The organism is Streptomyces sp. CNP082, assembly GCF_059570535.1.
In genome coordinates this window covers 56813-69518 of record NZ_JCANSZ010000015.1, presented here as the reverse complement: position 1 = coordinate 69518, position 12706 = coordinate 56813, and the positions used below count along the sequence as shown (strand labels likewise).

General features: G+C 74.4%; 14 protein-coding genes. 6 read left to right on the top strand and 8 right to left on the bottom strand.

Annotated elements, in window-relative coordinates:
- Positions 1–44 precede the first annotated feature (44 nt).
- On the bottom strand, positions 45–947 hold the full coding sequence (locus tag B124_RS15130; protein ID WP_496503342.1) for a LysR family transcriptional regulator: 903 nt from the start codon (positions 945–947) through the stop codon (positions 45–47).
- Between the two features lie 101 nt (positions 948–1048).
- On the opposite strand from B124_RS15130, the gene B124_RS15125 reads away from it, so the two are divergent.
- From B124_RS15125 to B124_RS15115, 3 genes are read left to right on the top strand one after another with little or no spacing between them, the layout of a single operon-like run.
- Positions 1049–1471, top strand: a complete 423-nt coding sequence (locus tag B124_RS15125; protein ID WP_496503341.1) for a RidA family protein — start codon at positions 1049–1051, stop codon at positions 1469–1471.
- A gap of 53 nt (positions 1472–1524) precedes the next feature.
- Positions 1525–2130 (top strand): YdbC family protein, encoded by a 606-nt coding sequence (locus B124_RS15120; RefSeq protein ID WP_496503340.1) that lies wholly within the window; start codon positions 1525–1527, stop codon positions 2128–2130.
- Between the two features lie 19 nt (positions 2131–2149).
- On the top strand, positions 2150–3250 hold the full coding sequence (locus B124_RS15115; RefSeq protein ID WP_496503391.1) for an ADP-ribosylglycohydrolase family protein: 1101 nt from the start codon (positions 2150–2152) through the stop codon (positions 3248–3250).
- 193 nt (positions 3251–3443) lie between these two features.
- Here B124_RS15115 and B124_RS15110 read toward each other — a convergent pair whose 3' ends face one another.
- A complete protein-coding gene (locus B124_RS15110; protein WP_496503390.1) occupies positions 3444–4991 on the bottom strand; it encodes an MFS transporter in 1548 nt (515 codons plus the stop codon).
- Between the two features lie 114 nt (positions 4992–5105).
- Between B124_RS15110 and B124_RS15105 the strand changes: the two genes are divergently transcribed.
- The 3 genes from B124_RS15105 (at position 5106) to B124_RS15095 (ending at position 7211) form a co-directional block, all read left to right on the top strand.
- Positions 5106–5744 (top strand): TetR/AcrR family transcriptional regulator, encoded by a 639-nt coding sequence (locus tag B124_RS15105; RefSeq protein ID WP_496503339.1) that lies wholly within the window; start codon positions 5106–5108, stop codon positions 5742–5744.
- A 64-nt stretch (positions 5745–5808) separates the two neighbouring features.
- On the top strand, positions 5809–6522 hold the full coding sequence (gene rnhB, locus B124_RS15100) for a ribonuclease HII (RefSeq protein WP_496503338.1): 714 nt from the start codon (positions 5809–5811) through the stop codon (positions 6520–6522).
- 104 nt (positions 6523–6626) lie between these two features.
- Positions 6627–7211: a hypothetical protein gene (locus B124_RS15095; protein WP_496503337.1), complete on the top strand. Its 585-nt coding sequence runs from the start codon at positions 6627–6629 to the stop codon at positions 7209–7211.
- A gap of 45 nt (positions 7212–7256) precedes the next feature.
- On the opposite strand, the gene B124_RS15090 is transcribed toward B124_RS15095, so the two are convergent.
- From B124_RS15090 to B124_RS15065, 6 genes are all read right to left on the bottom strand, one after another.
- Positions 7257–7919, bottom strand: coding sequence for a hypothetical protein (locus B124_RS15090; RefSeq protein ID WP_496503336.1), 663 nt, complete (start codon positions 7917–7919; stop codon positions 7257–7259).
- A gap of 206 nt (positions 7920–8125) precedes the next feature.
- Complete coding sequence (locus tag B124_RS15085; protein ID WP_496503335.1) at positions 8126–9367, bottom strand: NADase-type glycan-binding domain-containing protein; 1242 nt, start codon at positions 9365–9367, stop codon at positions 8126–8128.
- A 4-nt stretch (positions 9368–9371) separates the two neighbouring features.
- A complete protein-coding gene (locus B124_RS15080) occupies positions 9372–9935 on the bottom strand; it encodes a phage tail protein (RefSeq protein WP_496503334.1) in 564 nt (187 codons plus the stop codon).
- A gap of 40 nt (positions 9936–9975) precedes the next feature.
- The gene (locus B124_RS15075) at positions 9976–11940 is read right to left on the bottom strand and encodes a putative baseplate assembly protein (RefSeq protein WP_496503333.1); all 1965 of its coding nucleotides are present in this window, start codon (positions 11938–11940) and stop codon (positions 9976–9978) included.
- Positions 11940–12362: a GPW/gp25 family protein gene (locus B124_RS15070; protein ID WP_496503332.1), complete on the bottom strand. Its 423-nt coding sequence runs from the start codon at positions 12360–12362 to the stop codon at positions 11940–11942. Before B124_RS15070 ends, B124_RS15075 begins: the two co-directional genes overlap by 1 nt.
- Positions 12362–12679, bottom strand: a complete 318-nt coding sequence (locus B124_RS15065) for a PAAR domain-containing protein (protein ID WP_496503331.1) — start codon at positions 12677–12679, stop codon at positions 12362–12364. Before B124_RS15065 ends, B124_RS15070 begins: the two co-directional genes overlap by 1 nt.
- Positions 12680–12706 lie beyond the last annotated feature (27 nt).

Here is a 12706-nt window from a genome sequence, read left to right as displayed (position 1 = left end):
CCGGAGGGGGCCGGCCAACGGCCGGTCCCCTCCGGTGTGTTTCGTCAGTCTGTCGCCGTCTCGGCTGCCCGGTGCAGGTATGGGAGGAAGCCGGTGACCGCCGGGGGGTGGGTGGGGGAGCGGGGTGTGGCCGTGTGGACGGTGCGGGTGGGGGCGTCTTCGGGGTGGAGGGCGGCGAGTGTGACGCCGTGGGGGAGGGCGCCGGCGGCGAGGGCGGGGACGAGGGTGAGGCCGAGGCCGGCCGCGACGAAGCCGAACTTCGCCGTCCACTCGCGGGCGACGTAGTCGATCCGCGGCCGGAAGCCCTGGCGCAGGCAGGCGCTGATCAGGGTCTCCTCCGGCGTCTGGCTGCCGGCGACCCAGCTGTCGCCGGCCAGGTCCGCCAGCCGCAGCGGGCGGGTGCTGCCGGCCAGCCGGTGGGCGGCGGGCAGCGCGACGAGGACCGGCTCGTCGAGCAGATGCGTCAGCTCCACCGTGTCGTACGCAGCCACCTGCTCCGGGTAGCCCGCCACCAGCGCCAGGTCCAGCGCGCCGGCGGCCAGCGCCGCGACGTGGTCGCGGCCGTAGCCCTCGACGTGCGTCACGCGTACGCCCGGGTGGTCGGCGGTGAACGCGGCCAGCGCCCGGGGCACCAGGGCGGCGTCCGCCGTGGCGAAGGAGCCGAGCCGCAGCCGCCCCGCCGCCAGCCGGTCCAGGGCGGCGAGGTCGCGGCGGGCGTCGGCGAGCCGGTCGAGGGCCGCCGCGGCGTGCCCGAGCGCGTGGCGCCCCTGCTGGGTCAGCCGCACGCCGCGGGGCAGCCGGTCGAAGAGCGGGGCGCCGAACTCCGCCTCCAGCGCGGCGATCTGCCGGGATACCGCGGACTGCGTGAAGCCCAGTTCGGTCCCCGCGGCGGTGAAGGAGCCGTGGCGGGCGACGGCGCGGAAGACCTCCAGCCAGGCGGTGTCCATGCGGGCTCCGGGGGTGAGGGGCGAGGTATGCGGTTTCCGCATCATAGGCATGCGGGACATTCGTTGGACGGATGTGTGGCGGGCGTCTAGCGTTTCGATCCATGACGCTGCAGAAGACCTTCGACAACCCGTCCGCCGTCCCGCCGCCCGCGGGCCACTTCTCCCACGTCGTACGCCTCGGTCTCGGCGGCGACGGCGCCCTGCTCTTCGTCTCCGGGCAGATCGCGCTGGACGCCGGCGGGCAGGTCGTCGGCCCGGGGGACATGGGCGCGCAGACCCGGCGCGTGATGGAGAACCTCAAGGCGATCCTCGCCGCGCACGGCGCGACGCTCGCGGACGTCGTGAACATCCGCTCGTTCCTCACCGACATGAGCCTGCTCTCCGTGTACGCGGAGGTGCGCAGCGGGTACTTCTCCGGTCCGCCGCCGTCCAGCACCACCGTCGAGGTCTCCCGGCTGCCCCGGGACGGCGCGCTGCTGGAGGTGGAGGTCGTCGCGGCGGTGACCGGCGGCCAGGGGGCGTGAACTGCCGCTCGCACGCCGGTGATCGCCGCTGAGCAAGGCCGTACGATGGCGCGGTGCTGGTCAAGTGGATTCGCTGCACCGTGGTGGACCGCCGGGGTTTCGAGCGGGGGCAGCGGAAGTGGGCGGGGCTGCCCGGTGAACCGGGGTTTCTCGGGCAGGGCGGGGGCTGGAGCCGGGCGCGCGAGGGTGTCGTGCACCTCGTTGCCTTCTGGGAGAGCAGGGCGCTGTACGACTCGTTCATGGCGCGCTCCCACGACCGGCTCGCGGCGGCCCAGCTCGGGACGTTCCGGGACATGCGGGTGCGGCTCTTCGAGCACCGGATGGACGTGAAGGTGGGCTTCGAGCCGCGGTTCGAGGGCGCCGACGTGATGCGGCTCGCGCACTGCCGGGTCCACGGGGAGCGCGTGGAGCACTTCACGCTCATGCAGGAGAAGGTGTGGAACCCGGCGATGGCGGGGTCGCCCGGGATGCTGCGGGGGGTGCTGGGACAGTCGGGGGAGGAGGAGTTCCTGGTGCTGTCGCTGTGGTGGTCGGAGGGGGAGCACGGCAAGTACCGCGACGAGCGGGTGGAACGGCTGGCGCTGCGCGCGCAGACCACGGCGGACGTGGCGGCGCTGGCGGGAGACGTGGTGGATCTGGAGCGCTCCTGGACCGTCTGACCGGATGCGCCGCTACGCTGTGCCCGAGATGACACCGGACCCCGCTTCCGCCACACCGCCGGACCCGTCACCGGCTCTGGACGGTCCCCGGGAACCGGCCCAGGACCCGGCTGAGACCGCCGGCCCGGGCCGGGATGCCGGCGTGTCCGGCGACGCGGGCGCGCGCGTGCCCGACGCCCGCCTGGCGCGCGCGCTCGCGAGCCTGCGCGGGCTCGCGGTCGGCGATGCGCTCGGCGCCCGGTACTCCGAGCCCGGCAGCTTTCCCCTGCTGGCCCGCCGCGAGCTGCCGTCCGCGCCGTGGCGGTGGACCGACGACACGGAGATGGCGTCGTCGGTGGTGGCGGTGCTCGCCGCGCACGGCCGCGTCGAGCAGGACGCGCTGGCCGCGTTGTTCGCCGGCCGGCAGGACACCGGCGGCCCGCGCGGCTACGGGCGCGCGGTGAACCGGGTCCTGCGGCAGGTGCGCGACGGCGGGGACTGGCGCCGGATCGCCGCCGCCCTCTTCGACGGACAGGGCTCCTGGGGCAACGGTGCGGCGACGCGGGTGGCGCCGCTGGGCGCCTGGTACGCGGGGGACGCCGAGGAGGCGCTGAGGCAGGCGGAGGTCTCGTCGTACGTCACCCACCAGCACCGCGAGGCCGTCACCGGCTGCATGGCGGTGGCCGCGGCGGCGGCGCTGGCCGCCGGCACCGCGGCAGGCCCGGCGGGCGGCGGATCCGGGCCGGCCGCCGGCGCCGCCCTCCTCGACCAGGTGATCGCACTCGTGCCGCGCAGCGCCGTGGCCCAAGGGCTGCGCCGGGCGCGGGACATGCTCGACTACGACGACGTCGCCACCGTCGCCGCCGTGCTGGGCAACGGCCGCCGCCGCAGCGCGCACGACACCGTGCCGTTCGCCCTGTGGTCGGCGGCCCGGCACCTCGGTGACTTCACGGGTGCCTTCTGGACGACCGCGCAGGCGGGCGGGGACGTGGATACCACCTGCGCGATCGTGGGCGGGGTGCTCGCCGGGGCGGCGGCCGGGGCGCCGCCGGCGGCGTGGGCCGGGCACGTGGAGCCGCTGCCCGAGTGGGTCCCGGCGGACGCGGATTCCGGCCCTCCGAAGCCGCGGGACCACGGGTGACCCGGTGCGGGCCGGCGGCCTGCCGGAGACGGCACGCCGCGTAGCGGAGGCCGCGCCGTACGCGGCGCATGTCCACGGCGTACGTCACGAGGACGGGGCCGCGCCCCGCAACCGCGGGGGAGGCGGGGGAGTGAGGTGCCCGGTGGCCCCGCCCCGCTACTGGCAGGGCCACCGGCTTGTGGGGGGCGCCGGGTCAGCCGACGCCCGGTCCCGCCGCACCGGCCAGCGCTTCGAGATCGCTCTTGCGCACCTTGATCGCGACCACGGCGACGGCCGCGGCGAGCAGCACCATGACGGTGGCGGCTATGAACGCCTGGGACATGCCCTCCGCGAGCACCCGCTGACCCCACGGCGGCGGCAGCTCACCGGTCTTGTCGAGGAGGCCCTTCTGCTCCGGCGTGGCGTCCGCCATGAACGACGGCAGTTGCTTCTCCGCCTCGTCCCTGCTGGCGGTGCCGAACACGGTGGTCAGGATGGACAGGCCGAGCGAACCGCCCACCTGCTGCGTGGCGTTGAGCAGCCCGGAGGCGGCGCCCGCCTCGTGCTGCGCGACGCCGGAGACGGCGGTGATGGTCAGCGTCACGAAGTTCATGCCCATGCCGAGGCCGAAGACGAGCTCGGGCCCGAACACCCCGCCCAGGAACGAGCTGTCGATGTCCAGGAACACCAGCCATCCCATGCCGATGGCGGTGAGGACCGAGCCGCCGACCATGAACGGCTTGGGCCCGAGCACCGCCAGGAACTTCTGTGCCACGCCCGCGCCGACGATGATCGCCACGGTGATCGGCAGGAACGCCACGCCCGCCTTGATCGGGCTGTAGCCGAGGACGTTCTGCACGAACAGCACGAGGTAGAAGAAGATGCCGAACATGCCGGCGGACAGGCTCAGCATGATCACGTACGTGCCGGAGCGGTTGCGGTCGGTGAACATCTTCAGCGGCGTGATGGGGTCCTTCGCGTGGCGCTCGACGAAGACGAACGCCACGAGCAGGATCCCCGCCGCCACGAACGAGCCGATCGTGAGGCTGTCCCGCCAGCCCTCCTCGGCGGCGCGGATGAACCCGTAGACGAGCGCCGCCATGCCGAGGGTCGAGGTCAGCGCGCCGAGGACGTCGAAGCGTCCGGGGTGCCGCTCCGACTCGTTGATGTACACCGGGACGGCGGCGATGATCAGCAGGCCGATGGGGACGTTGACGAAGAGCACCCAGCGCCAGTCGAGCCATTCGGTCAGCATGCCGCCGGCGAGCAGGCCGATGGCGCTGCCGCCTGCGGAGACCGCCGCGAACACCCCGAACGCCCGGTTGCGTTCTGGGCCCTCGGGGAACGTGGTGGTGACCAGAGCGAGCGAGGTGGGCGAGGCGATGGCACCGCCGACGCCCTGCAGCGCGCGGGCCACGAGCAGTTGCCACGGCTCCTGCGCGAAGCCGCCGAGCAGCGAGGCGGCGATGAAGAGCGCGATGCCGAAGACGAAGACGCGGCGGCGGCCGAGGATGTCGCCGGCCCGGCCGCCGAGGAGCAGCAGACCGCCGAAGGTGAGGGTGTACGCGCTGACGACCCAGGTCAGGTCGGTGGTGGAGAAGTCCAGGTCATCCTGGATGTACGGAAGGGCGATATTCACGATGGTCAGGTCGAGCACGACCATCAGCTGACAGGCCGCGATGATGACGAGCGCCATGTTGCGCTGGTCGCCGCGAGGAGCCTTGCCTGTCTCAGGCTCGTTCGCTAGTTGAGAGGTTGTCACCATGTTCCCCATACATGTGAAATAGTGAACGGTAGCGTTCACTGATGAGATGAGCGTAGGGGTCCCCGAGAGGGAACGCAAGCGTTCACTATGACCGCTGATGGAGAGACCGATATGGGTAGTTCGCGCCGGACCGCTCCCGGAGCGTGCACCGAGACCAGCCAGAGCCAGGCGGGCGGCGTGCGCCGCCGAGGCGACGTACTCGAACGCGCCATCCTGGACGCCGCCCTCGAACAGCTCGGCGTCGCCGGCTGGAAGGGGCTGACCATCGAGGGCGTCGCCGCCCGTGCGCAGACCGGGAAGGCGGCCGTCTACCGGCGGTGGGCGTCGAAGGCGGCGCTCGTCGAGGACGCGCTGCGGGCCGGAGTGCCGCCCCTGGAGGCACAGCCGGACCGGGGCAGCCTGCGGGCCGACCTCACCGAGTTCTGCCACGCGCTGCGCGAGCGCATGTACTCCAGCGGCGGCCAGGCGATGCGCGCCGTGCTCGACGAGTGCGACCGCCAGCAGGCCGAGCAGTTCCAGGAGGTGGTCATGGGGCAGATCATCAACCCGGGCAAGGCGCTCATCGCCGAGCTGCTGCGCCGCGGGGTGGAGCGGGGGGACGTACGGCCCGAGGTCAACGGGGAACTGGTGCTGGACGTGCTGCCGGCGATGATGATGTACCGGCACAAGACCACCGGGCGGGACCTCAGCGAGGAGGACATGGACGAGCTGGTCGACCAGGTGATGGTGCCGCTGCTGCAGGTGGAGTGACGGTCTGCGGGCCGCCCGCGCGGGTGGGCGCGGGGCGTCCGGGGGCGGGTCGTAGGCTGGCCTTATGAGCACTTGTGAGCCGCCCACCCACCGCGTCGAGCGCTCCCTGCGCGCCACCACGGGCGCCCGGCTCGTCGCCGGCGTCGACGAGGTCGGCAGGGGTGCCTGGGCCGGGCCCGTCACCGTGTGCGCGGCCGTCACCGGCCTGCGCCGCGCGCCCGAAGGGCTCACCGACTCCAAACTGCTGACCGTCAAGAGGCGCGAGGCGCTGGCCGCCGAGCTGACGGGGTGGGTCACCGCGCACGCGCTGGGCCACGCCTCGTCGCAGGAGATCGACGAGCTGGGCATGACGGCGTGCCTGCGGCTCGCCGCGGGCCGGGCGCTTGAGGCGCTGCCCGTACGGCCGGACGCGGTCATCCTCGACGGCAAGCACGACTACCTCGGGGCGCCCTGGCGGGTCCGTACGGTGATCAAGGGCGACCAGTCGTGCGTCGCCGTCGCCGCCGCGTCCGTGCTCGCCAAGGTCCACCGGGATGCCCGCATGGCCGAACTGGGCGCCGAGCGGGCGGAGTACGAGCCGTACGCGTTCGAGGACAACGCCGGCTATCCCTCGCCCGTGCACCGCGCCGCCCTCCAGGAGTACGGGCCCACCGGCCACCACCGGCTCTCCTGGGCGTACATGGACGCGCTGGCGAAGTGGCAGCACCTGAAGCGGCCCCGGCTCGCGCCCCAGGCGGCGGAGCTGGAGGCGGCCGGGCAGACGGGGCTCGACATCTGACGGGTGCGCCCGGCGGCCCCGGCCGCCGCGAGCGGTGAGTGCCGGGTCCTTCAGTGGCCCACCCGCTGATGTGCTTGTCAGAGCTGTTTGATAGACATGCGCCCATGCCTCTCCCAGCCGAGGACTCTCCGACTCACGAGAGCGTCCCGGGCCGCAGTGCGTCCCCTCGTCCCATCCCAGGCCCCCGACCCGTACGGCCGCGTGGCGGCTCCCGTTCCGGCCCCGGTGGCCGCGGCCCCGGTGCCACCGCGCCCGGCGCCCGTCCCGCACCCGCCGGCGGCCAGGCCAGGCCCGCCGCCGGGCCGCAGCTCCAACTGATCCCCGCGACGCCCGAGGGCGCCGTCGACGCCGCCGACGAAGCCGTCGACCTGCTGCTGGAATCCGGCCGTGCGCCGGCCGAGATCCTGGTCCTGACCACCGGTGAGCTGCACCCGTGGGCGGCACACGAGTTGTCGTTCGGCGAGGACGGCTACTGGACGCAGGAGACCGCGGGGGACGACGTCTTCTACGCCGACGCCGCGGCCTCCGAGCGGCTGAAGCGGCGGCCGGTGGTGGTCGTCGCCGTCAACGGCGGCGGCGACGAGGCGACGGCCGCGGCGCTGCCGGCGGCGATGACGCGCGCGAGCGCGCTGCTGATCCTCTGCGGCGACGCGGAGTACATCAACGGCGTCCTGGGCGTCTCGGCCTGAGCGGTGCGGCGCCGCGGGCCGTGGCGCCGCACGGCAGCGGGCGGCTCAGACGGCCCACGAAACGCTCTGCTCCGCCTCGTCTGTCTCCAGCGCCGCCTCCTGCGCCGTCTCCGGCGGCGGCAGCGCCCGCGGGCCCGCGGACGTGCCGAGCTGTGCCGCGGGCGCGTCCGCGGTGAACTCCGCGTCCACCGGCGGCCCGTCCGCGTACGGGCGGCGGCCACCGCGGCCTTCGCCCAGCACCTGCCAGCCGTCGCCGGTGAGGGTGATGTACGCGCCGCAGCGCAGCCCGTGCAGCGTGCAGGCGTCCCGCAGCCCCCACATCCACGCGCCGTCCTCCGCCGTCCAGCCGGCGTCCCCGGTGCGGCAGTACAGCAGCACCGCCGTACGGACCGGGAAGCGGCGGCGCAGGTCGTGCGGGATGATCCGGCGGAGCCGGCCGAGCAGCGCGTTGCGCAGGTCCCAGCCGTCCGCGGCGGCCTCCGGGCGCCCCGCTTCGTGCCGCGCCAGCGAGGCGCTCGCGCGCAGCCGCTCGTCGGGGTCGAGCACGGCGATCACCGCCGTCTGCGGCGGTGGCCGGTGGCGGGCGTGCAGGCCGGTGACGATCCCGCGGGGGTTGCGCAGCAGTGGGATGCCGGCCGCCGCCCACTCCGCAGGTTCGAGGATGCGGCCGGACGGACCGGTGTCACCGGTGGCGGGACCGAAGGGCAAGGGCCCTCCCTGGGGGCTGGGGGCGTACGGAACGCACGGCGGGGTGAACGGGCCTGAGCGCGCAGCGTCGAACAGCCCGGGAGGCCGGGCGGGCGCTGGGAGCGAACCTCAATTCTCCTCGCCGAACTGGCCTGCGGCAATGCGGCATTGCCGGCAGATCCAGATTCTTCGGCCGCCGTCCGGGTGCGGGAACCTTCGTGTTCAGGTCAGCTTCGCTGGAAGAACTCGACCTCGGCCAGCGCCAGATGACGGTCCTCGGTGAGGCCGGCGGCGGAGCGCAGCACCAGCCGTACCGCCTTCACGTCGCTGATGCCGGTGGGGAACGTCTGAGAGCCCGGTTTGTCGCTGAGGGTGAGTTCCTCGCCGTGCTTCTCGCCGTCCTGCGTCGTCACCTCCATGCGCACCCGGAGCGCGCGTGCCTGGCCGGCGTACTCCTCCGGCTTCGCGGACGCGCCGTTGGTGATGATCAGGCTGACCAGCCGGAACGGCTTGCGGAAGGTGTACGTCACCGAAGCGCCCGCCGCGGGAGCCCCCCAGTACCTGTCGCGGAGCCCGTCGGTGGTGTTCTTCGCCGGGTGCCCGCGGACCTCGGCGCTCGCCTCGACGGCCACCGGCGTCACGGGTGTCGGCTCGGCCAGCTTGTCCCGCGTGTCCTCGAACAGGGCGCGTCCGGCCGGCAGCAGCAGGAAGCCGCCCGCGACCAGCGCCACCACCACGGCCAGGATCACCAGCAGCCGCACCCCCCGCCCCGAACTCGCGTGCACCCGGCGGCGGAACGGCCACACGGTCCGCCACCACGGCAGCGGGGCGGTCTTCGCGGCGGGCCGCAGCTCGGCCGCGCAGCGGCGGCAGAACCGGCGGTCCGGAGGATTGGGCGTACCGCAGGAGGGACAGGGCACGCCCGCCCCCTCGTCCGGCACCGCCGCCTGGCGTACGACGGGACGGGGGGCCACCGGCTTCGCGGGCTGCACGGGCCCGACGGGGTCCTGTGCCGGTTCCTCAGGGGCGGGGGAGGGGGCGGCCGGGGTGCGGGTGGTGGGCGCTGGTGGTGCGGCCGGGGCCTGCGGGGGCCCCGCGGCGGTCTCGGACGCGGCGGGTGCGGAGCCGGCGGACGGGGGCGACGCCGTGGGCGCGGAGGCCGGGGGTCCGGGTGGCCCGGAGGGGGCGGCCTCCTGGGCGTCGTCGGTGCGGGGGGACTCCCCGTCGCCGGTGGCCGGGCCGCGCGTGGCGGCGGGCGTCCCGGTACGGGTGCCGTCGGGCGCGGCCGGGGACGCCGGGGCCGCGGGCCCGTCCTGGCCGGGACAGGTGCCGGGCCCCTCGTCGGCGCTGGAGTCTGCGCCTGTGCCCGCGGCCGGTGTCGTGTCCGACCAGCCCAGATATGCGCCGCAGTTGCCGCAGAAGTCGTCGGTGGAGCCGTTGGACGCCCCGCAGACCGGACATTCGCGCACGGCGTCACCTCCCTTCGCCGGCGGGCGGGCCGGACAGGACCTGGACCCGGCAGACGGTGTGCACCGGGCACATGGCCTGGACGATCTCGTGGACCCCGGCCGCGTCCACCCGCGCCTCGCGGCCCGGCCACACCCGGACCAGGACCTCGGCGGGAGGCTCCGGCGGCAGCTCGGTCCCGGCGGTACGCGACCAGCGCGAGCCGCCGTCGTCGGCCACGTCGGCGTGCACCCCGAGCGCGAGGTGCAGGGCCTCGACCAGCCCGCGTCTGGTGCCGCGCCACCGGTGCAGCTCCACCGCGCGCACGACCGCCCGGCGGCGCACCCCGACCGGCCACTGCGGGTCGTCGGCGGCACCCACCCACGACGCCAGCCAGGCCAGGAAGTCGGCGGGCGTCACCCACGGGTCGAGGTACGCGGCCAGGTTGTCGAGGGTCGCGAACACCGGGGCGAGGACGGTGTCCAGACCGGCGGTGAACCGCTGCGCGAAGTCGTCGTCGGCGTACAGGGCGGGCAGTTGTTCCCCGATCGGGTACCTGCTCGTCAGCCCGGGTACGGCAGCGCGGCTCATCGCACGGCCTCCGGCTGCTCTGCGGCGGTGCCGGCTACGCTCATCCCCGTGCCTCCTGCCCGAGTGCCGTGACGACGACCTGGTGCTGGTACGAGAAGACCAGCGCGCCCGCCGCCACGTCGATACGGTCTGCCGGGGCGCCCCGGCGGCCGGTGACCGGGTCGGCGGGGAACAGGCGGATCTCCTCCACCAGCGCGTTGCCGGTGGCGCGTTGCAGGATGCCGAAGACCTCGCCGTACTGCACCGGCCGTCCGAACGGCCAGCCGGTCCCGTCCGGGCCGCCGTGCAGCGGGTTGAGGTGGCGGAACAGGGCGTCGAGCGCCGCCTCGCGGACCCGGTCGGTGTCGCCCGGTGCCGTCGCGAGCCGGGCGACCACGGTGACGCCCTGGTAGACCGGCGGCTCCACCACGAGACGGGTGCCGATGAGGCGTCGTTCGTCGAGGCTCGCCGTGATCGCTTCGAGGACCTGGCCGGAGGGGATCAACTGCTCGAAGCGGAGCCGGTCGTCGCCCTCGTCGGCCACCGCGTCCGGCACCACCAGGACCCGTACCGCACCCGCACCCTCCGCGGCGGGCAGGCAGCGGACCCGGCGTACCGAGGGCGCGGCCTGGCGGCTGATGATCTCGTAGTCCTCGGCGGTCACCGCACGCTCCTGCATCCGCAGCACGTCCGGCGCCCGCAGCTTGGCGTTGGCGACGGTCTCACCGGCCACCCCGCCGCGCGCCGCCTCCCGGTTGGTGACGCTGGCCACGTACGGAACGGAGCTGCGCAGCACGGAGATCGCGCCGCGGGCGACGTTGCCGGCAGGGCCGCCGCCGGTGCGGTAGCGGGCCACCCGGATCCGGGCCCCCTTGGGCGGTACGGCTCCGCACTGGCGCAGCGTGCCGTCCGGCTCGCGCAGCACCGGGGGGAAGGTGAACTCGCCGGTGGTGGCGTCCACGCGGACGTGCCGGTCGGCGGGGCCGGAGCGGCCGAAGTGCTCCACGACCTCCCAGCGCTGCCACCCGTCGGCCGACGACACCTCCACCACCGGAGGCTCACGGTCCAGGAGGACCGGCGGGCGGCCGAGCCGGAACGTCTGCCCGGCGACGCCCTCCGAGGTGCCCAGCGGCACGTCGGTCACGGTCTCGGCGTGCTCCACGGACACGGTGCCGCCGACGGTGAACACCGCCGCCTCGCGCACCGTCGGGGACTCCGAGTAGAACGGCTGGCCGGGCGCCACCTCGGTGACCCGGCAGCGCAGCCAGCCCGCCCGGGTCCCGCCGATCACCGACGCGGTGTGCCCGGCCGGTACGTACACGGTGACCTCACCGGGCTGGTTCAGGCCGCCGGTGGTGTCCGTGCCGGTCTCGCAGACCTGCCAGCCGCCGCCGGTCCACGCCTCCCACTCAAGCGGGGGCTGGCGCGGGTCCACGCCGATGCCCTCCACCCGGCTGTCCAGACGCAGCGCGACGATGCAGCGCGGTACCCCCGTCGGCAGGCCGAACAGCAGCGCGTCACCGGGCTCCGGGGCCGCCGCCTGGAAGCAGCGGACGTCCCGGCCTTCGGCGAGCGTGCCGGTCATGTCGGTCTGCTCACCGGAGCGGGGCGCGGTCACCAGCCGTACCAATTCGCCCGGCAGGATGAGCAGTTCGTCCGCGGTCATGAACACCACGGCCTCCTCGCTCTCGCCGCCCGCGGTGGTCACCTCGGTGCCCGCGGGCAGGGCGACCGTGTCGGGCTGCGGGGCCGACAGCCAGAAGTCGACCTCGGCCCCGGCCGCGGCCGGCGGGAAGAGGCGGATGCCCAGCAGGTCCAGGAACGCGGTGTAGTTCTTGTCCGGGACCCGGTTCAGCCGGTACAGCAACTGGTCCACCATGTAGGCGAACGTCTCGATCAGGGTGACGCCCGGGTCGGATACGTTGTGGTCGGTCCACTCGGGGGTGCGCTGCTGCACGTACCGCTTCGCCTCGTCGACGAGCTGCTGGAAGCGCCGGTCGTCCAGGTTGGGGGAGGGCAGGGCCATCAGTCCGCGACCAGTTCCTCGGCCCCCTCCTCGGAGGGGATCGTGTAGAAGGGAAAGACCAGGTTGCGCCGGTCGTTGGTGGAGCGCACGCAGTAGTGCACGTCGATGTAGAGGGTGCCGTCCTCGACGGCGTCGAAGGCGACCACCACGTCGTCCACCGTGATCCGCGGCTCCCACCGCTCAAGCGCCTCGCGCACCTGCTGCGCGATACGTCCGGCGGTGGCGCCGTCGCCGGGGGCGAAGACGTAGTCGTGGATGCCGCAGCCGAACGCGGGGCGCATGGGGCGCTCGCCGGGCGCGGTGCCGAGCACCAGCCGGATCGCCTCCTCGATCTCCCGGTCCCGTTCGACCATGGCGATCCCGCCGGTCGGCCCGGTGCGCAGCGGGAACGCCCAGCCGCGGCCGATGAACTGCTCGCTCATCACACACCGCCGATCAGGACGTTCGGGGCGCCGGCCACGATCATGGCGCCGCACGTCGTCTGGTCGCGGGCCTTCGCGGCCGGCAGCCCGCCGATGAGCACGGTGCCCGAGGCGAGCCCGGCCGGGTTGGGCACGATCACGTTGCCAGGACCCAGGGCCGCGTGCGGCGCTATCACGCAGGTGTGCACGCTTCCGACGACGGCGGCGGGGCGACCGCCGATGAGCACGGTGGCCACCGCCCTGGCGGCGGGCGGCGGTGGTGTGGCGATCACCCCGCCGTGGTTGGTGGGGTCGCCGGTACGGGCTGCGGCAGGCATGCGGCGCTCCTTTGAAAGGGCCGTGGG

What these genes read in the sequence shown, in the direction of transcription:
- B124_RS15080 (WP_496503334.1), bottom strand. Translation starts at nt 9,935, where the DNA reads ATGAGCCGCGCTGCCGTACCCGGGCTGACGAGCAGGTACCCGATCGGG.
- B124_RS15065 (WP_496503331.1), bottom strand. Translation starts at nt 12,679, where the DNA reads ATGCCTGCCGCAGCCCGTACCGGCGACCCCACCAACCACGGCGGGGTG.
- B124_RS15070 (WP_496503332.1), bottom strand. Translation starts at nt 12,362, where the DNA reads ATGAGCGAGCAGTTCATCGGCCGCGGCTGGGCGTTCCCGCTGCGCACC.
- B124_RS15095 (WP_496503337.1), top strand. Translation starts at nt 6,627, where the DNA reads ATGCCTCTCCCAGCCGAGGACTCTCCGACTCACGAGAGCGTCCCGGGC.
- B124_RS15075 (WP_496503333.1), bottom strand. Translation starts at nt 11,940, where the DNA reads ATGGCCCTGCCCTCCCCCAACCTGGACGACCGGCGCTTCCAGCAGCTC.
- rnhB (WP_496503338.1), top strand. Translation starts at nt 5,809, where the DNA reads ATGAGCACTTGTGAGCCGCCCACCCACCGCGTCGAGCGCTCCCTGCGC.
- B124_RS15105 (WP_496503339.1), top strand. Translation starts at nt 5,106, where the DNA reads ATGGGTAGTTCGCGCCGGACCGCTCCCGGAGCGTGCACCGAGACCAGC.
- B124_RS15130 (WP_496503342.1), bottom strand. Translation starts at nt 947, where the DNA reads ATGGACACCGCCTGGCTGGAGGTCTTCCGCGCCGTCGCCCGCCACGGC.
- B124_RS15125 (WP_496503341.1), top strand. Translation starts at nt 1,049, where the DNA reads ATGACGCTGCAGAAGACCTTCGACAACCCGTCCGCCGTCCCGCCGCCC.